The 21,296-nt window shown below is 72.1% G+C and carries 21 protein-coding genes and 1 pseudogene; 16 read left to right on the top strand and 6 right to left on the bottom strand.

Features of this window, described 5'->3' with window-relative positions; all coding sequences use genetic code 11:
* Positions 1–708 precede the first annotated feature (708 nt).
* Together CK485_RS06800 and CK485_RS29430 are read left to right on the top strand one after the other, a co-directional pair.
* Positions 709–2,220, top strand: a complete 1,512-nt coding sequence (locus CK485_RS06800; protein ID WP_109448043.1) for a glycoside hydrolase family 3 protein — start codon at positions 709–711, stop codon at positions 2,218–2,220.
* Between the two features lie 211 nt (positions 2,221–2,431).
* Positions 2,432–2,676: pseudogene (locus tag CK485_RS29430) on the top strand (alcohol dehydrogenase catalytic domain-containing protein); the annotation flags it as partial.
* Between the two features lie 174 nt (positions 2,677–2,850).
* On the opposite strand, the gene CK485_RS06790 reads toward CK485_RS29430, so the two are convergent.
* The gene (locus CK485_RS06790) at positions 2,851–3,333 is read right to left on the bottom strand and encodes a MarR family winged helix-turn-helix transcriptional regulator (RefSeq protein WP_109448041.1); all 483 of its coding nucleotides are present in this window, start codon (positions 3,331–3,333) and stop codon (positions 2,851–2,853) included.
* Between the two features lie 148 nt (positions 3,334–3,481).
* Here CK485_RS06790 and CK485_RS06785 point away from each other — a divergent pair, with 148 nt between their 5' ends.
* Complete coding sequence (locus CK485_RS06785; RefSeq protein WP_109448039.1) at positions 3,482–3,856, top strand: cupin domain-containing protein; 375 nt, start codon at positions 3,482–3,484, stop codon at positions 3,854–3,856.
* A gap of 39 nt (positions 3,857–3,895) precedes the next feature.
* Positions 3,896–4,513 (top strand): nuclear transport factor 2 family protein, encoded by a 618-nt coding sequence (locus CK485_RS06780; protein ID WP_109448037.1) that lies wholly within the window; start codon positions 3,896–3,898, stop codon positions 4,511–4,513.
* Between the two features lie 30 nt (positions 4,514–4,543).
* Here CK485_RS06780 and CK485_RS06775 read toward each other — a convergent pair whose 3' ends face one another.
* Together CK485_RS06775 and CK485_RS06770 are read right to left on the bottom strand one after the other, a co-directional pair.
* Entirely contained in the window at positions 4,544–4,972 is a 429-nt protein-coding gene (locus CK485_RS06775; protein WP_241968182.1) for an MmcQ/YjbR family DNA-binding protein, read from the bottom strand.
* Positions 4,973–5,020: 48 nt separating this feature from the next.
* A complete protein-coding gene (locus CK485_RS06770; RefSeq protein ID WP_109448033.1) occupies positions 5,021–5,635 on the bottom strand; it encodes an isoprenylcysteine carboxylmethyltransferase family protein in 615 nt (204 codons plus the stop codon).
* 230 nt (positions 5,636–5,865) lie between these two features.
* On the opposite strand from CK485_RS06770, the gene CK485_RS06765 reads away from it, so the two are divergent.
* The 9 genes from CK485_RS06765 (at position 5,866) to CK485_RS06725 (ending at position 14,149) form a co-directional block, all read left to right on the top strand.
* Positions 5,866–6,924 carry an ABC transporter ATP-binding protein gene (locus tag CK485_RS06765; protein WP_109448031.1) on the top strand — a complete coding sequence of 353 codons (1,059 nt, stop codon included), beginning with the start codon at positions 5,866–5,868 and terminating at the stop codon, positions 6,922–6,924.
* Positions 6,917–7,810: a 2-aminoethylphosphonate ABC transporter permease subunit gene (locus tag CK485_RS06760; protein WP_109448029.1), complete on the top strand. Its 894-nt coding sequence runs from the start codon at positions 6,917–6,919 to the stop codon at positions 7,808–7,810. Before CK485_RS06765 ends, CK485_RS06760 begins: the two co-directional genes overlap by 8 nt.
* A complete protein-coding gene (locus CK485_RS06755; protein WP_109448027.1) occupies positions 7,794–8,591 on the top strand; it encodes an ABC transporter permease subunit in 798 nt (265 codons plus the stop codon). Before CK485_RS06760 ends, CK485_RS06755 begins: the two co-directional genes overlap by 17 nt.
* Before the next feature lie 52 nt (positions 8,592–8,643).
* Complete coding sequence (locus tag CK485_RS06750) at positions 8,644–9,696, top strand: 2-aminoethylphosphonate ABC transporter substrate-binding protein (RefSeq protein WP_109448025.1); 1,053 nt, start codon at positions 8,644–8,646, stop codon at positions 9,694–9,696.
* Between the two features lie 145 nt (positions 9,697–9,841).
* Complete coding sequence (locus CK485_RS06745; RefSeq protein ID WP_109448023.1) at positions 9,842–10,762, top strand: SPFH domain-containing protein; 921 nt, start codon at positions 9,842–9,844, stop codon at positions 10,760–10,762.
* A 9-nt stretch (positions 10,763–10,771) separates the two neighbouring features.
* On the top strand, positions 10,772–11,047 hold the full coding sequence (locus CK485_RS06740; RefSeq protein ID WP_109448021.1) for a hypothetical protein: 276 nt from the start codon (positions 10,772–10,774) through the stop codon (positions 11,045–11,047).
* A gap of 92 nt (positions 11,048–11,139) precedes the next feature.
* Positions 11,140–11,769, top strand: a complete 630-nt coding sequence (locus CK485_RS06735) for a GPP34 family phosphoprotein (RefSeq protein ID WP_109448019.1) — start codon at positions 11,140–11,142, stop codon at positions 11,767–11,769.
* A gap of 115 nt (positions 11,770–11,884) precedes the next feature.
* The gene (locus tag CK485_RS06730) at positions 11,885–12,409 is read left to right on the top strand and encodes a GNAT family protein (RefSeq protein WP_109448011.1); all 525 of its coding nucleotides are present in this window, start codon (positions 11,885–11,887) and stop codon (positions 12,407–12,409) included.
* 516 nt (positions 12,410–12,925) lie between these two features.
* A complete protein-coding gene (locus tag CK485_RS06725; protein ID WP_109448009.1) occupies positions 12,926–14,149 on the top strand; it encodes an arylsulfotransferase family protein in 1,224 nt (407 codons plus the stop codon).
* Between the two features lie 42 nt (positions 14,150–14,191).
* On the opposite strand, the gene CK485_RS06720 is transcribed toward CK485_RS06725, so the two are convergent.
* Positions 14,192–14,617, bottom strand: coding sequence for a transcriptional repressor (locus tag CK485_RS06720; RefSeq protein ID WP_109448007.1), 426 nt, complete (start codon positions 14,615–14,617; stop codon positions 14,192–14,194).
* Between the two features lie 326 nt (positions 14,618–14,943).
* Here CK485_RS06720 and katG point away from each other — a divergent pair, with 326 nt between their 5' ends.
* Complete coding sequence (gene katG, locus CK485_RS06715; protein ID WP_109448005.1) at positions 14,944–17,166, top strand: catalase/peroxidase HPI; 2,223 nt, start codon at positions 14,944–14,946, stop codon at positions 17,164–17,166.
* Between the two features lie 94 nt (positions 17,167–17,260).
* Here katG and CK485_RS06710 read toward each other — a convergent pair whose 3' ends face one another.
* A complete protein-coding gene (locus CK485_RS06710) occupies positions 17,261–18,061 on the bottom strand; it encodes a methyltransferase domain-containing protein (protein ID WP_199239277.1) in 801 nt (266 codons plus the stop codon).
* Between the two features lie 63 nt (positions 18,062–18,124).
* Complete coding sequence (locus tag CK485_RS06705) at positions 18,125–18,877, bottom strand: SDR family oxidoreductase (RefSeq protein WP_241968181.1); 753 nt, start codon at positions 18,875–18,877, stop codon at positions 18,125–18,127.
* A 226-nt stretch (positions 18,878–19,103) separates the two neighbouring features.
* Here CK485_RS06705 and CK485_RS06700 point away from each other — a divergent pair, with 226 nt between their 5' ends.
* Entirely contained in the window at positions 19,104–19,409 is a 306-nt protein-coding gene (locus CK485_RS06700) for a helix-turn-helix domain-containing protein (protein ID WP_109447992.1), read from the top strand.
* Between the two features lie 449 nt (positions 19,410–19,858).
* Entirely contained in the window at positions 19,859–21,235 is a 1,377-nt protein-coding gene (locus CK485_RS30145; RefSeq protein ID WP_342673464.1) for an NlpC/P60 family protein, read from the top strand.
* Positions 21,236–21,296 lie beyond the last annotated feature (61 nt).

The following is a 21,296-nucleotide window of genomic DNA, read 5'->3' as shown; positions in this document are numbered from 1 at the left end:
GGCGGCGGCCTTCCGCCCGGATCTCCCCCGTTGATCCGGTGCCGCGGCGACAGTGCCCGCGCGGAATGCGGATGCGTGCGGCAGGGGTGTGACGAGGCAACGCGCCGAATGCTGACGGCGGTTGACCACAACCGCCCCTTTGCCGAACTCGCGTCTCACTAAAATGGACTAGACCAACTTCACGTGTCAACAGTCGAGTTGGTGGGTTGTGGGCGGTTCGGTTCGGATTCGAGACTGCGGCGGGGTGCATAAGTGCAGGTCGGGCGGGTTGGGCGAGTGATGTTTGGGGAGTGCGGTGCGATTCCTGGTTACTGATGGGTTATGGCGACGACTTTGCGGCGGACATGACATGAGTGACTACCGGTGCAACATGCATCGACTCACGGTGAATTCGACTCCGTCCAATTGGCGCGGTAAATCCGGTGCGTAGACGGATGATGACGTTGGGTCATTTCCGGGTTTGCGGGGCGGGTGCTCTGTTCTGATTCCGGAAGGAAGAAGGGTCTCCTGTGGCGATTCGTTCCGTGTCTCGCCGGCGGTGGCGCCCCCGGGTGCACCCCCGGGGTCCGGAACAGCCGGTGCGCGGCCGTCCGGGGGTGCCGTTCGCCCTCTTGACACTCCAGATTGGACTAGGCCAATATCCCGATGGTCTGTACCAATGCGCGGCGCGGTGATCGATGCCTCGGCACTATCGGGAAGGCCCAGCTGATGTCCTCCAGCAAACACAGCAAGGAGTTGCGACGTCTCGCGCTCTCCGTCCTTCAGCCGGGCTTCGTCGGGACGCAGGCGCCGGACTGGGTGCTGCGGGACATCGCCGACGGCCTGTCGTCCGTGGTGCTCTTCTCGCGCAACATCGCCTCCCCCCAGCAAGTCAGCCGACTCACCACTCAACTGCGGGCCGAGAACCCCGGGTTGATCATCGCGATCGACGAGGAGGCCGGAGATGTCACGCGCATCGAGTCGTCGACCGGCTCGTCCCGCCCCGGCAACTTCGCGCTCGGCGCCGTCGACGACGTGGAGCTGACCGAGTCGGTCGCCCAGGACCTCGGCCGCCAGCTGCGCGCCGCCGGAGTCAGCCTGGACTACGCGCCGAGCGTGGACGTCAACTCCAACCCCGACAACCCGATCATCGGCGTGCGCTCCTTCGGCGTCGACCCCAAGCTGGTCTCCCGGCACGCCGCCGCCTGGATCCGGGGCCTCCAGGCCTCCGGAGTCGCCGCCTGCGCCAAGCACTTCCCCGGCCACGGCGACGTCGCCGTGGACTCGCACCACGGGCTGCCGCACTACGAGGCCGGCCTCGACCAGATCCAGGAGCAGGCGCTGCCGCCGTTCCGCGCCGCCCTGGAGGCCGGCGTGCGCGCGGTGATGAGCGGCCACCTGCTGGTCCCGGCCTACGACCCCGACCTGCCCGCCACCCTCAGCCGCCGCATCCTGATCGACCTGCTGCGCGGCGAACTCGGCTTCGACGGCCTGATCGTCACCGACGCCATCGAGATGGGGGCGGTGACCGGCCTGTACGGCATCGGCGGCGCCACGGTCAGAGCCGTAGCCGCCGGAGCGGACGCCGTCTGCGTGGGCGGCGAGACCGCCGAGGAGTCCACTGTCGCCCTGCTCTCCGGCGCCCTGCTCGACGCGGTCGCCGACGGCACGTTGCCGGAGGAGCGCCTGCGCGACGCGGCCCGCCGGGTGGCGGAGTTCGCCGACTGGTCGACCCGGCTGGGGCAGGCCGCCCCCGTCGACCCGGTCAGCGGGGACATCGGATTCGTCGCCGCCCGCCGCGCCATCCGCACCAGCGGCGCGGTCGACGGCGCCCTGCCGCTCGACCACCCGCCGCACGTCGTGGAGTTGGTGCCCTCCACGAACCTCGCCATCGGCAAGGAGACCCCGTGGGGTGTCGCGGTGCCGTTGCGTGAAAGGCTGCCCGGCACGACGTTCGTGCGCGTCCACGCGGCCCAACTCGATGACGGAGCCAAGGCGTTGGAGGAGTACGCGCTGCTCCCCGCCAAGGACCGCCCCCTGGTCGTCGTGGTGCGGGACGCCTCCCGGCACGCCTGGATGGGCAGGGCGCTGGCAGACCTGGTGGCGGCCCGTCCCGACGCGATCGTGGTCGAGATGGGCCTGCCGGTGCCGACAGGAGCGGCCGCGGCCCAGATCTTCACCAACGGCGCCACGGCCGCGTCCGGGGTGGCCGCGGCGGAGGTCCTGGCGGGCACCCGGTAGGGGCACCGGGCGGCTTCCTGACCGCACAGGGTGACGGCGCTCGCTGGACAGGACGGCCACGCATGACGCGGCCACGCTGGGACGGGGAACGCAAAGGCCGCTCACCCGGGGCGTGGCGCCCACCGGACGCGCACGCCGTACGGCACGGAAAGGGAGTCGCTCCCCAGCAGCCACTCGCCGCCGCGTGCAGGTCGCCGAGCCCGGCGGCGCGATGTCGCTGACCACCGCGCAATCGCGCGCACCGGGCCCCGACGAGGTCAGGATCGCCGTCGAGGCCTGCGGGGTGCGCCACTCCGACGCCCTCATCACCACCGGCCATCTGCCCGGCACATCCTTCCCGGTCGTCCCCGGCCACGAGATCGCGGGACGGATCGACGCGGTGGGTGAGCACGTCACCGGCTGGTCGACCGGGGACCGGTGGCCGTGGGCTGGTACGGCGGCTCGTGCGGCCACTGCGACGGACACCATGCGCTTCGCCGCGCACAACGGCGTGCGGCCGTGGATCGAGGAGGTGCCACTGGAGCGCGCGGCCGACGCCTTCGACCGCATGCTCTCCGGCGCCGCCGCTTCCGCATGGTGCTCACCACCGCCTGACCGCGCCGCCGGCCGTGCTCGCCGCGACGGCCGGGATCACCACACCGGACGCAGCGGCACCGGCTGGTCGCCGTACACGTGCCGGATGTACGCCCGCAGGTCCCGGCCGAGCGCGGCCACGTGGTCGGCACCGACGACGTCTGCGAGGTCCCGCTCCACCTCGGACCACAGCCGGTCGGCCAGGCGCAGGTACTCGTGGCCGCGTTCGGTCAGCGCGAGCACCTGGGCGCGCCGGTCCGTGGGATGCGGCCCGCGCCGCAGGTACCCCCAGTCGGCGAGCTCGGCGACCGTCTTGGACGCCGCCTGCTTCGTGACGCCGAGGTGGGCGGCCAGGTCCACGGTGGTGGCCCGGGGGTGGCCGGCGAGGTAGCGGAAGGTGAATCCGTGCGCGGGCCGCAACGGCTCGCGGCCGAGTTGCGCCAGGCGGGCGTGGAAGTGGTCGGTCATCGCCCGGTACGCGATGGCCAGCAGCAGGGGGACCTGCGGGGACGGGTCGGCGTCGTGCCGGTCGGCGGCCATGGGATGTCCCGGACCTCTCCTGTCGGATGCCGTCAGGCGTCGGGCGCCTGCGAGATGGTCAACATGGTTGACCGGTTCGGTGTGACGGGCGTAGCGTGAAGTGGTCAACCAGTTTGACTATATCGTTCGTTCTCCCGGAGGAATCGCCATGCCTTTGTCCACCCTTGCCGGCGCGCCCGTCTTCGACCGCGACGGCTTCACCTTCCGGCCGCTCGCCGTGCCCTCCCGGGGCAGCGCCGAACTGGCCCTGTGGGCACTGGATCTGTCCCCGGGTGCGTGCAGCGAGACCCACCACATGGATCGGGAGGAGGTCTTCGTCGTGGTGAGCGGCAGCGTCTCGGCCACCGTCGCCGGGCAGGACGTGACCGCCGGGCCCGGTGACGCCGTCATCGTTCCGGCCAACGCCGTCCTGCGGATCCGCAACGCCTCCGCCGAGGACCCGGCCTCCCTCACCGCGGTGACCTCCGTCGGCATGAAGGCCACCGTCGACGGCGCGACCTTCCTGCCGCCCTGGGCGCAGTGACGTCCGCGGCACCGCATCCCGTTCGCCGAAGGGTTCGCCATGAGCTCCACCACCGACCACGTCAGCGAGCTGACCCAGCTGGTCCTGCGCGAGCGCCGGGCGCGTGATCGCGGCTGGTGGCGGGTGATGGGGGAGTGCCTGGCGCCGAACGCGTCCGTGCGGCTGAGCTGGTTCCGCGGCACGGGCGCCGAATTCGTCGCGGCGTCACGGGAGATGGCCGCGCGTGGCGACACCGCCCGGCACACCCTGCACCCACCGGTCGTGGACGTCCACGGTGCGCGCGCCGTGATCGAGGCGCCCGCGGGCATCCACCTGCGCGCCGACCTGAACGGCGTCGAGGTGGATCTCACCTCCCGGGCACGCCTGCTGTACCGCGCGCAACGGCGGGCGGACCGCTGGGTGCTCGTCTCGCTCGACCCTGTCTACGAGTACGACGTCCTGCTGCCCGCGGTCCCGGGCACCCGGCCGGCCGTCGACCCGGAGGCGCTCGCCGCGGCCCGGCCCTCCTACCGCATGCTCACCTGCCTGCTGGCCGCGCGGGGCTACGGGGTCGGCGACGACCTGTACGGCGACGACCGACCGGCTCAGGTCCGGGCGCTGTACGCCTCGCTCTTCGAATGGCTGGCCCCGGGAGGTGCCCCGGCGTACGCAGGCTGAGCGGCGCCGCAGCGCGGGTCAACGCCCGCGTCAGGAAAGCCCATTCGCCTTGAGCCAGGCGCGTGCCCGGGTGGGCGAGGCCCGGGAGAGCCACGCGTCCTGCACCACCTCGGACAGTTCGCCGTACGACAGCTCACCGCACCGTGAACCGCGCAGCAGGACCGACGGATGGCCGTCGAAGTGCGGTGTGGTGAAGAACGGCGTGGTCTCGTCGGCGATCAGGGCCTTCTTGTCCTCCTCCGACGCCACCCACAACACGATGACATCGGTGTACCGCTCGCCGGTCACCGGATCGCAGGCGTCCGGGCGGGCGGTCCTGAAGAACACGAAGGACCTCCCGCCCACCGCGTAGACGGCGTTGCCCTGCCGTCCGTACTCCACGGTCACGTGCGGCATCGCCAGCGCCAGGTCATGGACGTCCTCGACCCGGGCGCGGCGGCTCTTCCTCGGTGCGGGCACCTTCCCAGGTTACGCGCGGACGTGCGCGGCGCCCCAGCGGACAGAGCCTCAACGTCCGCGCGGGCGCGGGAGGGGGAGCAGCGCGGGCACCCGCGCCCGGTACGCGTCGTACCGCGCGCCGAACTCCCGGCGCATCAGGCCGTCCTCGACGCGCACCCGGTGCAGCAACCAGGGTACGGAGAGCGCGAACACCACGATCCAGCCGCCGAACCCGCACGCCAGCGTGGCCCCGCCGACCAGCCCCAGCAGCCCGGTGTAGATCGGGTGCCGCACCACGGCGTACGGGCCGCCGGTGCGCAGTTCCTGGTTCTCCCGCACCACCGGTACCGGCGCCCACATCGCGCCCAGCATCCAGCGTGCCCACACCAGCAACGCGGTGGACGGCACCATCACCACGGCTCCCACCACCGCGATCACGGGCTGCCAGTAGAAGAAGTGGTGCCAGAAGGTGCCGGGGGTGTGCCGTACCAGCTGGACGAACGCGATCACGCCGACCGCCAGCACCAGGCGGTAGACCAGGGTCTGCCGGGTGCCCGGAGCCCAGTCGGCGACGCGGGAGCCGCTGCGCACCCCGAAGTACACCGCTCCGACGATCCACGTCACCGCGAAGACGGCCACGCAGACCGCGGTGAGACCGACCATCACCGAGTGCAGCGCTCCCATGGGGAGATCGTCCTCCTGGCACGCCCCGGCCGCCAGGCACGGGCGCGCTCGCCGAATATCACGTAGTGATAACGGGTCTAGTCCAACAGTCTCGGGCTGTTCACCATCCCGTCACCCCTCGGCCGTGAACGGTCAACGCCCCGCCCACAGGCTCCAGGCATGCCAGTCGTCAACCACACGGCCGACCGGATCCCGGCGGCGCGCCCCCTCACCCCGGCGGAGTGGTCGTGATGTCCGTCCGCTTCGACCGCGTCACCGTGACCTACGGAAGCCAGACCGTCCTGGACGCCTTCGACCTCGCCGTCGAACCCGGAGAGGTCATGGCCCTGCTGGGGCCGTCGGGCTCGGGCAAGACCACCGCGCTGCGGGCCGTGGCCGGGTTCGTCACCCCGGCGAGCGGACGGGTGCTCATCGGCGGCCGGGACGTCACCGCCCTGCCCCCGCGCGAGCGCGGCATCGGCATGGTGGTGCAGAGCTACGCGCTCTTCCCCCACCTGCGGGTCGACGCCAACGTAGCCTTCGGTCTGAAGGCCCGGCGCGCCCCACGCCAGGAGACCGCGGAACGCGTCGCGCGGGCGCTGGAGATGACGGGCATGGCGGCCTACGCCCGCCGCTATCCGCGCGAGCTGTCCGGCGGCCAGCAGCAACGCGTCGCCATCGCACGGGCCTTGGCCATCCGCCCCGAGGTGCTGCTGCTCGACGAGCCGCTCTCCGCGCTCGACGCCGCCCTGCGCTCCGCCATGCTCGCCGAACTCGGCCGTCTGCACCGGGAGTTGCCGGACCTGACGATCCTCTACGTCACGCACGACCAGATCGAGGCGCTCACCCTCGCGGACCGGGTGGCGGTCATGGACTGCGCGCGGCTGAAGGAGTGCGGCACGCCACGCGGCCTGTACCGCAGCCCGGGCAGCGAGTTCACCGCCTCGTTCGTCGGGGGCGCCAACCTGCTGCCGGTCAGCGTGAGCGGCGGCACCGTCCGGTTCGCCGGCACCGAACTGGAGGTCGCCGCGCCCGCGTTGACCGATACGGACGCAGCGACCTTGTGTGTACGGCCGCACCGCGTCGGCCTCGGCGACGGCCCGAACGCGCTGCGCGGCACGCTCGCCGAGGTCCAGTGGCGCGGCGCGACCCACCGGCTGGTCGTGGACGTCGCGGGCCACCGCGTCGCCGCCGACGTCCCGGAGCTGCGCGACCCGCCCGCTCCCGGTGCCCCCACGACGCTGCACTTCGCCCCGCGGGACGCCGTGCTGCTGACGTCCGGCCGGGTGCGGGAGGTGGCCCGTGACTAGCGCCACCGCCGGGGCCGTACCCACCGGCCGCCGACTCGCGGCGCCGCGCTGGGCGTGGACCCTGCCGCCCCTCGCCGCGCTGGCACTGGCCTTCCTCTACCCGCTGGCCCTCGTCGTGTGGCAGTCGCTCTCCCCGGACTCCGGCGGCCACGGCCTGTCCGCGTACGGGCAGGTGCTCGGCTCGGCGGTGTTCCGCGAGGCGCTGGTCAACACGGTGGTGATCGCCGCCTCGGCCACCGCCGGGTGCCTGGTGCTGGGCTTCGTCCTGGCGCTGGTCATCGCGTTCGTGCCGTTCCCCGGCGGCAAGGCGCTCAGCCGCGTGGTGGACGTCTTCCTCGCCTTCCCCTCGTTCCTGATCACCCTCGCCCTGCTCTTCCTCTACGGGACGACCGGCATCGTCAACGGCCTGTGGACCGAGGCGACCGGCGCCGCGAACGGGCCGCTGCACTTCCTCCAGACTCCATCGGGCGTCGTGCTCGCCGAGATCACCTACTTCACGCCCTTCGTGATGCGCCCGCTGCTGGCCGCGTTCGAACGGCTCGACACCGCACAGATCGAGGCCGCCTCCTCGCTGGGAGCCCGCGCGCCGCGCATCGTCGGCCGCGTCATCCTCCCCGAGGCGCTGCCCGCGCTGGCCGCCGGAGGCTCACTGGTGCTGGTGATGTGCCTGAACGAGTTCGGCATCGTGCTGTTCACCGGGGCCAAGGGGGTCACCACCCTGCCGATGCTGGTGTACGGCAAGGCGATCCTCGACGGTGACTACCCGGGCGCCTGCGTGGTCGCGGTGGTCAGCGTCGTCGTCTCGGTGGCGCTGCACACCCTCTACCGCGCCGTCGTCTCCCGTACCCTTCCCGCGTCCGGAGGCACACGTGCTGCTGCACGGTAAGGCCGCGAGGCTCATCGCCCGGGCCGTCTTCCTCGTCCTGTTCCTTCCGTTGTTCGCGCTGCCGTTCCTGGTGATCGTGGTCGCCTCGTTCGCCACCGACTGGAGCGGCGCGCTTCCCTCGGGCCTCACGGTGACGCACTACCGCGAGGCGCTCGGCGGCGACGCGGCGCACGCGCTGACCGTCAGCCTGCTGACCGCCGTGGCCGCGAGCCTCGTCGCCCTGCTCGTCGGCGCCTGGGCCGCCCTCGCGGCGCACCGGCTGCGGCGCGCGGGCCGCGTGGCGATGGACGCGCTGTTCACCCTGCCGGTCGCCGTGCCCTCCGTGGTGGTCGGCCTGTCCCTGCTGGTCGCGTTCTCCAGGCCGCCCCTGCTGCTCAACGGCACACCCGGCATCGTCATCACCGCGCACGCCGTGCTGGTCACCGCGTTCGCCCACCAGTCGGTCGCCGCCGCGCTGGCCCGGCTCGACCCCGCCTGCGAACAGATCGCGGCGAGCCTCGGCGCGAGCCCCGCCCGTGTGCTGTGGCGGATACGGCTGCCACTGCTCCTGCCGTCGCTCACCGGTGCCGCCGGGCTCGGATTCGCCCTGTCGATGGGCGAGTTGAGCGCCACGATGATGCTGTACCCGCCGAGCTGGACGCCGTTGCCGGTCAGCATCTTCGGCGCCACCGACCGCGGGTCGCTGTTCACCGGCGCCGCCCTGGCCGTCGTGCTGATGACCACCACGCTGCTCGCGCTGCTCGCCGTCTCCCGGGTGCGCAACCGCGCCTCGTACCGCTGACCGACACCCCTCCCCGTCCAACCCCCTCACCACGCCAGGAGTTCGTTCCGCCATGCCCAGGCACACCGTCACCGCCGTCCTCACCGCCCTCGTCCTCGGCGCCTCGCTCACCGCCTGTGCGGGACAGCCGTCCGCCAACGCCAGGGAGATCACCGTCTACAGCGCCGACGGCCTGAAGTCCGAGACCGGTGACGGCTTCTACAACCAGGTCTTCAAGGACTTCCAGGCCCGCACCGGCATCAGGGTCGACTACGTGGAGGGCGGCTCCGGCGAGATGGTGCAGCGGCTGGCCCGCGAGCGGTCCAACACCCAGGCCGACGTCGTCGTCACCCTGCCCCCGTTCATCCAGGAGGCGGACAGCAAGGGGCTGCTCGCCGCCTACCGGCCGCAGGGCTCGGCGCAGGTCCCGGCCGCGGACAAGGCGGCGGACGGCACCTGGACCTCGGTCGTCGACAACTACCTGTGCTTCATCTACGACAAGAAGCAGCTCCCGCAGCCGCCGAAGACCTGGAACGACCTGCTGGAGGCGAAGTTCAAGGGCAAGCTCCAGTACTCCACCCCCGGCGTCGCGGGCGACGGAACGGCCGTACTGGTCAAGGCGATGCACGACTTCGGCGGCGAGTCCCGGGCCATGGCGTTCCTCAAGAAGCTCCAGGCCGTCAACGTCGGCCCGTCCAGCTCCACCGGCGCGCTCGCCGCCAAGGTCGACAAGGGCGAACTGCTGGTCGCCAACGGTGACGTGCAGATGAACTACGCCGATACCGCCTCCATGCCGGACCAGGGCATCTTCTTCCCCGCCCCGAACGGCGGCGGCGCGCCGACCACGCTCTCCCTGCCGTACGCGGCCGGCCTGGTGAAGAACGCGCCGCACGCGGCCAACGCCCGGAAGTTCCTGGACTACCTGCTCTCCCCGGCCGTCCAGCAGGAGGTCTCCCGGCTCGGCGGCGGCTTCGCGTCCCGTACCGACGTCAGGGCCACGGACGCCAACGCCCAGGCACTGGCGAAGATCATGTCCGGTGTCCAGGTCTTCCGCCCGGACTGGAACGCCATCGACGACAAGCTGACGGACTACGTCGACGCCTGGCAGTCCGCCACGGGCAGCTGACCGCCGCCGGGGCGGCAGCCGGGAAGGCGGCGCCATCGGGGCTCCCGAAAAGAGCTCTCGAAGAGCTCTCGCAAAAAGTGATATCACTCTGCTAGATTCGTGCCATGCGGACAGCGCATGGCACGACAGCAGAGCGGAGAGCGTCATGACCCACCAACCCACCCCGTCCCCGGCCGCCGCCCCCGGCGCCGCGCCGGACATGCCCGGGCCCTCCGTCACCGAGCGGCCCATCGCCGGCGCGCCCGGCCTGCTCATGCTGGCGGTCGGCCTGCTCTTCCTCGCCGGCGGGATCGCGGTCGCCGTCGTGGACACGGGGCTCGTCTGGCTCGGCGTGGTGCTGATCGTGGCCGCGTTCCTCACCTTCCGCGGTCTGACCGCCGTCTCGCCCGGCGAGGCCCGCGTCGTGCAGCTGCTCGGCCGCTACCGCGGCACGCTGCGCACGCCCGGTCTGACCTGGGTCAACCCGTTCACCACCCGCCGCACCGTCTCCACCCGGATCCGCAACCTGGAGACCGAGGCCGCCAAGGTCAACGACGCCGACGGCAACCCGATCGAGATCGCCGCCGTGGTCGTCTGGCAGGTCGAGGACACGGCGCAGGCCGTCTTCGAGGTCGACGACTTCCGCAAGTTCGTCGCCATCCAGTCGGAGACCGCCGTCCGGCACATCGCCAACAGCTTCCCCTACGACGCCCGCGAGGAGGACCGCCCCTCGCTGCGCGACAGCGGCGAGGAGATCACCCGGCTGCTGTCGCGGGAGATCTCCGCCCGGGTCGCCGCCGCGGGCGTGCGCATCGTCGAGTCCCGCATCACACGCCTGTCGTACGCGCCCGAGATCGCGCAGGTCATGCTGCAACGCCAGCAGGCGGGGGCGGTGGTGGCGGCCCGGCGCCGGATCGTCGAAGGGGCCGTCGGCATGGTCGAGTTGGCGCTCGCCCGCCTCGCCGAGCAGGACGTGGTCGAACTGGACGAGGAACGCAAGGCGGCCATGGTCAGTAACCTGCTGGTGGTGCTGTGCGGGGACCGGGGGGCCCAGCCCATCGTCAACTCCGGATCCCTCTACCAGTGAGGGTGACCCTTGCCCGCTGAACGCAAGAAGATCCTGCTGCGTCTCGACCCGGCCGTCCACGACGCGCTGGCGCGTTGGGCGGGTGACGAACTGCGCAGCACCAACGCCCAGATCGAGTTCCTGTTGCGCCGCGCCCTGGCGGAGGCCGGGCGGATGCCGTCAGGCGCGGCCGGCATCCCCCGGCGCGGCCGCCCCACGAAGACGGCCGCGCCGCCCGAGGATCGCGCGGCACCCGAGGACGGCACGCCACCAGGAGACGACCCGCCAGCGGACGGGCTCCCGTGACGGCCGCGGGATTCCCTGAGGCGCCGACGGCGGTCCCGATCCCGCCGAGCCGCGGACACATACGCAGCGTGTGATGGCAAGGAGACCAGACCATGCGATTCCCCGACACCCTGCCCGAGCGCCTCTACCTCCTCGCGATCCGCCCCGGCCACGCGGTCCCCGCGCAGGCGGCGGACCTCGGTGTGATCCTGCGGGCCGCCGCGCTCGCCGATCTCCATCTGCGCCGCCTGCTCGTGGACGAAGGTGGCCGCCCCGCCGCCACCGGATCGGCCCCCGCGTCCCTCAGCCCGCTGCTGGCGGATCCCCTGGAAGCGATCACCAAGGCGGCGCCGCGTCCTTGGCGCCGCTGGGTGGAGACCGGCCACCACGGCCTCGCCCGCACGGTGCGCGCCCGGCTCGTCGAGGACGGCGTGCTCGACCTGGCCGAACGCCGCATGCTCGGGCTCTTCCCCGTCCGCGTCCCGATGCCCGCCGACCCCGGTCTGCCGGACGCCTTGCGGGCGAGCGCGCTGGCGGCGCTGGAGGCAGCGGGCGGCACGGTCGAGCCGCAGGAGGCGGCACTGGTCGTCCTGGCCGCCATCGGCAGGCTCCGCACGGTCCTGCCTTTCCGCCTCCGGCGCGAACACCGCGCGCGACTTCAGGAACTCACCGACGCCGCGGGCCCGGTCCCGCAAGCCCTGCGACACGCCCTGCGAAGCCGCCGAGCCGCCCGCAGCAGCTGACCCCGCCGGCCCAAGGCGCCCTGAAGGCGGGCGGGTTGACGACCCCGGGGTGGACACGCGACGCCGGGCTTGATCGAATGAGGCATGGTGTCCTACTGGGGGGGAACGGGTCCGGCTGCGTGCCGTCGAGCCGGACGACTGGGCGGCGTTCGCGCGCTTCGCCGAGCACGAGGAACGCCTGGGCGACGTGCTGAACCCGCCCCGCTCCGCCGAAGACCACCGCCAGCGGGCCAAGGAGCAGGCGGCGGCCACGACGGATGGCGACTGCTTCCCGCTGGTCATCGAGGAGATCGGCACGCGTGAGGCGGTGGGCTCCGTCGGCGTCCACCACGCCGATCCGCGGGAGGGCTGCTTCGAGTACGGCGTCACGATCGACGCCGAGCACCGGCGCAAGGGCTACGCGGCCGAGGCGGTGGTGCTGTCGCTGCGCTACATGTTCGGCGAGCGCCGCTACCACAGGTGCGAGGCGCGGGTGTTCGCCTACAACGAGGCGTCGTTGACATTCCAGCGGCGGATGGGCTTCGTCGAGGAAGGGCGCCTGCGAGACCGGGTCTTCGTCGACGGCCGCCACCACGACGTCGTGATCATGGGCATCCTCGCCGACGAGTTCGCCCGGTGTCATCCGCAGGGCGCACGCTGACGCCACCCCGCGGAGCCGCCCGGCGGCCCGGCGCGCGCGAACCCATCAGTAGCCTTGTGCCCCCTCGAAGCGGCCCACTAGGGTGATCACGTACCGCGCCCGTCGGCGCGTACGCGGGACCGGCCGGGGAAGGGAGTGGGCATGCGCGCACAGCAACGTGTCGCCTCACTCCCCGCAAGCCACTCCCACGTGGGTGTCACACGACGCCACGTGGATCTGCTGAGGGTGAGCAGCGCCCTGTGTCGTCGGGCCGTCTGAGCACCGGCGCCCGTACTCCCGTGTGACCCGCGTCCGATGACGCCGTGACACGCCCCGGCCGAGCCGGCCCGCACGATCTGTCTCCTCTCGCTTCTCCCTCCACCATCGCCCGCCGCTTCGCCGTGCCCACGGCCAAGTGTGCTGTCGGCGTGGGCGGTTGACGCCGCGCGTCGGCCCGCGGCCGGTGCCCTGCGCGATGACCGTTCCCACGCGCTTCCCGTGAACTTCCCACGAACTTCCCACGAAGGCGGATCACCCATGCGCTACGCGCTGACCCGAGCGGCCAGGATTCTGGCCCTGACGGCCACCATGGCCCTCACCCTCCCCTCGGCCCTGGCGGCGGCCGCGGAACCCACCGGCCCAAGGGTGCCGACCCTGTCCGTCGTGAGCGGCGCGGCTCCGCGCGGCGCGGGCGACCTGTTCGTGGCGCCGTACGAGAACACGCCGTCCGGCGGCTACGCGTCCGGTGTCGAGATCCTCAGCCCCGACGGCCGAAAGGTGGTGTGGTCCCACGCCGTTCCCGCGGGTCAGGAGGCATCCGACTTCCGCGAGCAGACCTACCACGGCAAGCCGGTGCTGACCTGGTGGCAGGGGACCGGCTTCGGCGGCGCCGCCCAGGGCGTGGACCATGTCTACGACGACCACTACCGCGAGATCGCCACCGTGCACGCCGGCAACGGCTACACCGCCGACGGCCACGAGTTCCTGATCACCCCGTGGAACACCGCGCTCCTGCTCGCCTACAAGCAGCGCACCGCCGACCTCACCTCCATCGGCGGCTCCTCCCACCAGAAGGTGCTGGACGGCGTGGTGCAGGAGGTCGACATCCGCACCGGCAAGGTGCTCTTCCAGTGGGACGCAGCCGACCACGTGCCGTACGCGCAGAGCGAGCAGCCGCTGCCGTCCTCCCCGGACAGCGCCTGGGACTGGTTCCACGTCAACGCCGTCAAAGTCGACACCGACGGCGACCTGCTCGTCGACGCCCGCAACACCTGGACGACCTACGAGATCTCACGGCGTACCGGCCGAGTCGAGTGGCAACTCGGCGGCAAGGCAAGCTCGTTCACCCTGAGGGCGGCATCCGGCCAGCGGCTCAACGACTCCGGCACCATCTTCGCTTGGCAGCACGACCCCCAGCCGCTCGGGAACGGCCTGTACACCTTCTTCGACAACGAGTCGGCCGGGGCGGGCAACACCGGCTCCGGTGCCGTCGCGTCGCTTCCCTACAGCCGGGTCGTGACCGTGCGGCTCGACACCCGCCGCCATGTGGCGACCCTGGTGCGCAGCGAGGACCAGCCCGAAGGCCTCAGCGCCCCATCGCAGGGCAACGCCCAGACCACGGCGAGCGGCGACCTCGTCGTCGGCTGGGGCTCGCTGCCGTACGTCTCGGAGTTCGACCGCACCGGAAGGCTGCTGTTCAACGCGGAGTTCCCGACGGGGGTGAACACCTACCGCGCGTACCGGTTCGCCTGGGGCAGGTGACCTCGTGCGGGCGCGAGCCGGCCCCCTCGCGACGGGGGCGGCTCACGCCCGCGTGTCGTCGGCGCAGTCCGGGCACAGGCCCCGGTAGACGATGTCGGCCGTGGTGACCCTGAAACCGAAGCGCAGGTCGGGTGGGAGGCGGGTGAGGGGGTCGCCGGTGGGGTGGACGTCGCGGATGGTTCCGCAGCGGGCGCAGACCAGGTGGTGGTGCGGGCGGCGGGCGTTGGGGTCGTAGCGCTTCGCGCGGCCGTCCACGGTGACCTCCGCGAGTTCGCCGAGGCCGACCAGTTCGCCCAGGGTGTTGTAGACCGTCGCGCGGGAGATCTCGGGGAGCAGCCGGGCGGCGCGAGTGTGGACCTCGTCGGCGGTCAGGTGCACGTGGTCGCCGTCGAGGATCTGCGCGATGACCCGGCGCTGCGCGGTCATCCGCCATCCCCGGCCGCGCAGTCGCTCCAGCAGGTCGCTCATGCCGGTTCACCTCTTCGGGTAGCGCGAGCGGGCCCCGGTGGCCGGATGGAGCGGCCTCGGCCGGTCGCAGGTCTGATGCGCTTCTTGACTTGGACTGTGTCTATCGTAGGATCGTTTCCAGCACGGGCCAAGGGACGGGAGATCCTTCTTGTGACAGGAGGTGATGACGTGACGAGATCACCACGCTCAGTGCGGCCGTACGGCCGCTCGCGGGAGACCTCGTGGTCGCACCGCCTGGGTCCGGCGCCCGTCCGCGCTACTCAGCTCCTTCACCAGCACCCGCGATCGGCACCGGCGATCCGCGTCCCGGTCCGGAAGGATTCCCCATGACTGAAAACCACGACGCCATCGTCACCGACCCCAAGATGGAGACCGAGGGCGGTTGCCCGGTCGTGCACACCGCCCGAGCCCCGCACCCGGCGCAGGGCGGCAGCAACCGGCAGTGGTGGCCGGAGCGGCTGAACCTGAAGATCCTCGCCAAGAACCCGCCCGCGGCGAACCCGCTCGGGGAGGACTTCGACTACGCCGAGGCGTTCGCCGCTCTCGACCTCGCGGCCGTCAAGCGTGACATCGCCGAGACGCTCACCACCTCGCGGGACTGGTGGCCCGCCGACTTCGGCAACTACGGCCCGTTCCTCATCCGCATGGCCTGGCACAGCGCCGGCACGTACCGGATCAGCGACGGCCGCGGTGGCGCCGGTGCCGGTCAGCAGCGCTTCGCGCCGCTCAACAGCTGGCCGGACAACGTCAACCTGGACAAGGCCCGCCGCCTGCTGTGGCCGGTGAAGAAGAAGTACGGCCAGAACCTCTCCTGGGCCGACCTGCTGATCCTCGCGGGCAACGTCGCCCTGGAGACGATGGGCCTGAAGACGTTCGGCTTCGGCGGCGGCCGCGTGGACGTGTGGGAGCCCGAGGACGACGTCTACTGGGGCCCGGAGACCACCTGGCTCGGCGACGAGCGCTACACCGGTGACCGCGAGCTCGAAGAGCCGCTCGGTGCCGTGCAGATGGGCCTGATCTACGTCAACCCCGAAGGCCCCAACGGCAACCCGGACCCGCTCGCCGCCGCCCGCGACATCCGCGAGACCTTCCGCCGGATGGCGATGAACGACGAGGAGACCGTCGCCCTCATCGCCGGTGGCCACACCTTCGGCAAGACCCACGGCGCCGGCCCCGCCGACAACGTGGGCCCGGACCCGGAGGCGGCCGGACTGGAGGAGCAGGGCCTGGGCTGGCGCAGCAGCTTCGGCACCGGCAAGGGCGCCGACGCCATCACCTCCGGCCTGGAGGTGACCTGGACCTCCACCCCGACCCGGTGGAGCAACGGCTTCTTCGACAACCTCTTCGGCTACGAGTGGGAGCTGACCAAGAGCCCGGCCGGCGCCCACCAGTGGAAGCCGAAGGACGGCGCGGGCGAAGGCACCGTCCCGCACGCCCACGACGCCACCAAGAAGATCGCCCCGTCGATGCTCACCACCGACCTGGCCCTGCGCTTCGACCCGGTCTACGAGCCGATCGCGCGCCGCTTCCACGAGCACCCCGACGAGTTCGCGGACGCCTTCGCCCGCGCCTGGTACAAGCTGACCCACCGCGACATGGGCCCCAAATCGCAGTACCTGGGCCCGGAGGTGCCGGCCGAGACCCTGCTGTGGCAGGACCCGCTGCCGCAGGCCGAGGGCGAGCCGCTGACCGCCGAGGACGTCACCGCCCTCAAGGCCAAGGTGCTCGACTCCGGGCTGTCGGTCTCCGACCTGGTCTTCACCGCCTGGGCCTCCGCCTCCACGTTCCGCGGCAGTGACAAGCGCGGCGGCGCCAACGGCGCCCGCATCCGCCTGGCACCGCAGTCCTCGTGGGAGGTGAACGACCCCGAGCGCCTCGCCTCGGTCCTGAGCGTGCTGGAGAGCGTGCAGCGGGAGTTCAACACCGGTGCCCGCAAGGTCTCGCTGGCCGACCTGATCGTGCTGGGCGGCACCGCGGCGGTCGAGAAGGCCGCCCGCGACGCCGGGCACGCCGTCGAGGTGCCGTTCACCCCGGGCCGCGTCGACGCGACCGAGGAGCACACCGACGCCGAGTCGTTCGCCGCGCTGGAGCCGAACGCCGACGGCTTCCGCAACTACCTGGGCAAGGGCAGCCGCCTGCCGGCCGAGTACCTGCTCATCGACCGTGCCAACCTGCTCACGCTGTCCGCCCCGGAGACGACCGTCCTGGTCGGCGGCCTGCGCGTGCTGGGCGCGAACACCGGGCAGTCCAAGGCCGGCGTCCTTACCGCCACGCCGGGGGTCCTGACGAACGACTTCTTCGTCAACCTCCTCGACCTGGACACCACGTGGCGTCCGGTCGCGGGCGACGCGAACGCCTTCGAGGCCGTCGACTCCTCGGGCGCGGTCGTGTGGACCGGCACCCGCGCCGACCTGGTCTTCGGCTCCAACTCCGAACTGCGGGCGCTCGCCGAGGTGTACGCGAGCGACGACGCCAAGGAGAAGTTCGTGCGCGACTTCGTCGCCGCCTGGACCAAGGTCATGGACCTCGACCGGTTCGACGTCGCCTGATACGTCGTCCGGTCCCCGCAACACCCGCACGACGACCGTCGGCCCGCTCTCCCCGCACCCACCATGGCGGGGGAGCGGGCCGACGGCGTTGGGCTCACGCCTCGGCGCGGCGGCCCCAGCAGGTGATCAGGGGCGCGGTGGTGACGTCGAGGTCCTCTCCGGCCAGCGCCGCCAGATGCTCGTCGACCTCCGCGTCCGTGGCCGACCCGGCGCCGGTCAACTGGTCGCGCACCTGCCGTACGGTGGCCGCCTCCAGCTCCCGGCAGGCGGCCGAGGTGAGCGGGAAGTAGCCCTCGGCCGAGACGTCCCGCAGACCCGCCCCACGCAGCAGGCGCGGCAGGGACCGGCCGAACGCCAGGTCCGCACCCCGCTCCGCGAGCAGCGACCGGAAGCCCCGGCGGATCCGCTCGGCCCGCTCCTCGGCGACCGAGCCACCCGCCGGGCAGGCCAGCGGTTGCAGCGCGGGATCGGCGTCCTCCACGACCAGCCAGCCGCCCGGCCGCAGCGCCGAGGCGAGCCGTCGCAACACCTCCGTCCGGTCCGGCAGGTGCACCAGCACGAGCCGGGCGTGGACCAGGTCCAGGCCGGCGGCCGGAGGGTCGTCGCGGGTCACGTCGTGCCGCAGCACCTCGGTGATGTCCGACGCGAGACCGGCCAGCCACGAGGTGTCGAGGTCCGTCGCCCAGACCCGCCCGGTCGGCCCGACCCGTTCCGCGAGCCCGGCGGGCACCGACGAGCCGCCCGCGCCCACCTCCCAGCAGCGCCAGCCGGCCCCGAGCCCGAGACGGTCGAGGTGGGCGAACGTCCACGGGTCGAACAGCTCGGCGAACGCGTCGAAACGCCGTCCCGCCTCACGCTGCCGGTTGTCGAGCAGATAGCCGTCCTGCGATCCCATACGGCTCATCCTCGCACCCGCGTCGCGCCACCTGTGGCCAGGGCCGGTCCGCGGTCCACGCCCTCAGCGGACCTGCTCCGTCGGGCGCAGCAGGATCTCGTTGACAGCCGCGTGCCGGGGCCGGGTCACCATGAAGACGACGGCCGTGGCCACGTCCTCGGGCCGTAGCAGCCCGTACCCCGTGGGGTTGCGCGCGTCGGGTGCGTACTCCTGGCCGCTGGTGGTCAGCGCGGTCACCACGATGCCGGGCTCCACCAGCCCCGCGCGCACGTGGCGTTCGGCGAGCTCCTGCCGCAGGGCTTCGGTGAACGCGCCCACGGCGTGCTTCGTGGCCGCGTAGACGTTGCTCTGCGGGGTGGGGACCCTGCGTCCCGCCACCGAACTGATGGTGACGACGTCGGCCACCCCGCGTTCGCCGGAGGCGGCCCGGTCCAGGTGCGGCAGCGCGGCATGCGTGGTGTTGAGGACGCCGTTCAGGTTGACCTCGACCGTGCTGTGCCAGCCAGCGAGGTCGGCTTCGAGGGCCGGTGCCCAGGTGCCGCTTCCCGCGTTGTTGACCAGGATGCCGATGCCGTCGTGCGCCTCGGCCGCCGACTCGATCGCGACCCGCACGGCGTCGGCGTCCGTGACGTCCACCTCGTACGGGTACGCGCGGCCGCCGTCCCGGGCGTTGATCGCCTCGGCCAGTTCAGTGAGCCGGTCGCGGCGGCGGGCGAAGAGGGCGACGGTGGCGCCCTGCGCGGCGAGCGCCTCGGCGACCGCGGTACCGATGCCGCTGGAGGCGCCGGTGACGACGGCTGTGGTGTTCTTCAGCACGGGTGGAGATGTCCAATCCATCGGAGGTTCGCGTGAGCGGTTGGTTCCGTTCCCCCGCACGCCGCGGGCCATGCGCTCGCCGCCATGTTCGATCCATAACTCGATCGGGTGAATTCGAGAATGATTGCCCGACTGCGGCAAAGGCCTTCGAGGCGCGGTCAGGAGGGCCGGAAGCGACGGGCGCACCCTCTGGTGGCTGAGCTGGTGTGCCGGGCTTTGACAACGTTTGCCTTACCCTCATAGGAAACGCACAGACCGGGACGGGGCCTGCCGCGGGGGTGACGGCACGCCGGTCGGCGACCGAGGGGGAACGGGATCCCGCGCGGCGGTCCTGGAGGCGACCGCGGACGGAACGCTGACGACCGGCCAGGTCGCGCGACGGGTCGGATCCTCGGAACCCAACGTCAGCGAGCATCTGCGCACCCTGCGCGAGGCCGAACTCGTGGTCAGCTTCCGGGACGGCGGCACGGTCCGCCACTCCCTGAGCCGCCTGGGGTGGGCCCTGCTGGAGGGCAGACCCGCGCGGCTGTGACCGGCGCGCCCTCCGGCAGCCGTCAACCACTGCGCCGAACTGGGGCCTTCGGTCATCGCCGAATTCCTTGTGGGTCCGGCGCGGCGCACGACAACCTGGTTTCGGCCGCGACCCGGCCGCGACCGGTCGGGGGCCGGTTGGAACCGGTCGGTCTCGGGCGGCGCGTTCCGTGGTCGCGTACCGCGTCGTTCGGCGGTCGCACGTCGTGGCCGCCACCACAACCAACGGGGGTCCATGCGACACCACAACCTGCGGGGCCACGCGAATCCGGGACCGAGTGTGAGCCGGGGGCGGCTGGTGAGCCCGCGCCGATTCGTCAGCCCGTGCCGGCTCGCGACCGGGACGGCGGCAGCGCTGTCGGCGTTCGCCCTGGCCCTGGCGGTGCCGTCCGCCGCACACGCCGCACCGCGCGGCACCGCAACCGAGCGCCCCGCGGACAGCGGCTGCGGGTGCCGGCGCCCGGAGCGTCGGCCGCCGCGCAGGCCGCCGTACGCGCCGTCTGCTCGCAGATCGGCGTCTGGTACACCTGGGGCGGCGGGCACGGTGCCACGCCCGGTCCGACATACGGCTACTACGACGGCAGCGACCCGGCGAGCAAGGATGACGGCAGCCGCTACGGCTTCGACTGCTCCGGGCTCACCCGCTACGCGTACTACGAGGCCACCGGTCGCGACATCCTGGACGGCACCGCCAGTGACCAGTACCACAGCTCGCTGGCGGTACAGCGGTTCAGCGCCGCCCAGGGGGACGGGCCACTGCTCCCCGGCGACCTGATGTTCTGGGGCAGCGGCTACATCCGCCACGTCGCGATGTACATCGGCGCCGGACAGATGGGCGAGGCCTACGAGTCCGGTACGCACATCCGCCAGGCGGCGGTCCGCACCGGCGGGGACTACGCGGGAGCGATCCGGCTGGCCGCCACCCCGGGCAACCCGACCCCGCCACCGGCGGGCGGCGGCAGCGTCTTCCAGACCTGGGGAACGGACGTGCGCACCCACAGCTCCCCGTCGACGACCTCCAGCGTGGTGCACACCTTCAGCGGCCCCACCCAGGTCGGCGTGGTCTGCCAGGAGCACGCTGAGACGGTCACGGCCGAGGGCTACACGAACGACGTGTGGTCCAAGCTCTCCAACGGCTCGTGGATGACGAACATCTACAAGCACACCCGACACGGTCTACGTCGCCTGCCAGCAGCCCGGCGAGACGATCGGCGGCAACCCGTACTGGCTCAGCGTCAGGATCGGCGCCGAACTGTGGGGCTGGATGGCCAGTTACTACGTCAGGAACCACACCAACTCGATCGACGGCTCGCCGCGGTGCACCTGACCAGACCAGACCAGTCCCGACCTGAGCTGACCGGACTGGATTTCGCCGGACCTGAGTTGACCGGACGGGCCTCGCCGGACCTGGTCGGACCGCATCCAGTCTTCGTGCTCGACCACATACCCATCTGCCGGCGCTCGAAGAAAGGCCAGCCCGTGACGATCTCCAAGACCAGGAAGCCTCTTGGCGCCGCCTTCGCCGCTACTGTCCTGGTGGCCTGCCTCGGAGTGGCCGCGGCCCCCTCCGCGCAGGCCGCTGGCGCGCCCCTGCCGCAGGCGCTGAGTGGTGACTTCACCGCCACCGGTGTACGCATCCACACCGACTCGGACACCGGGTCGCCGGCCCTCGGCGAGGGCAATCCGGGCGACGGGCTCACCTTCTGGCAGGCCACCGAAGGCGAGTACAACCCGGCGTGCGGCAACGACCAGTGGGCGCAGATCACCGACAACCGCACCTACGTGAAGGGCTGGGTCTCCGTCCGCCACATCCACGTCAACGGATGACACGGGCCCTCCACGCCGCCCGGACTCGGTGAAGTGACCGCCGCCGGATGCCGCACCCCAC

Origin of the sequence: Streptomyces sp. ICBB 8177 (assembly GCF_003144095.1) — a bacterium.
In the GTDB taxonomy this organism is placed as follows: Bacteria; Actinomycetota; Actinomycetes; order Streptomycetales; family Streptomycetaceae; genus Streptantibioticus_D.
The sequence above is the reverse complement of the archived record's forward strand: the minus strand, read 5'-3'. Positions and strand labels throughout refer to the sequence as shown.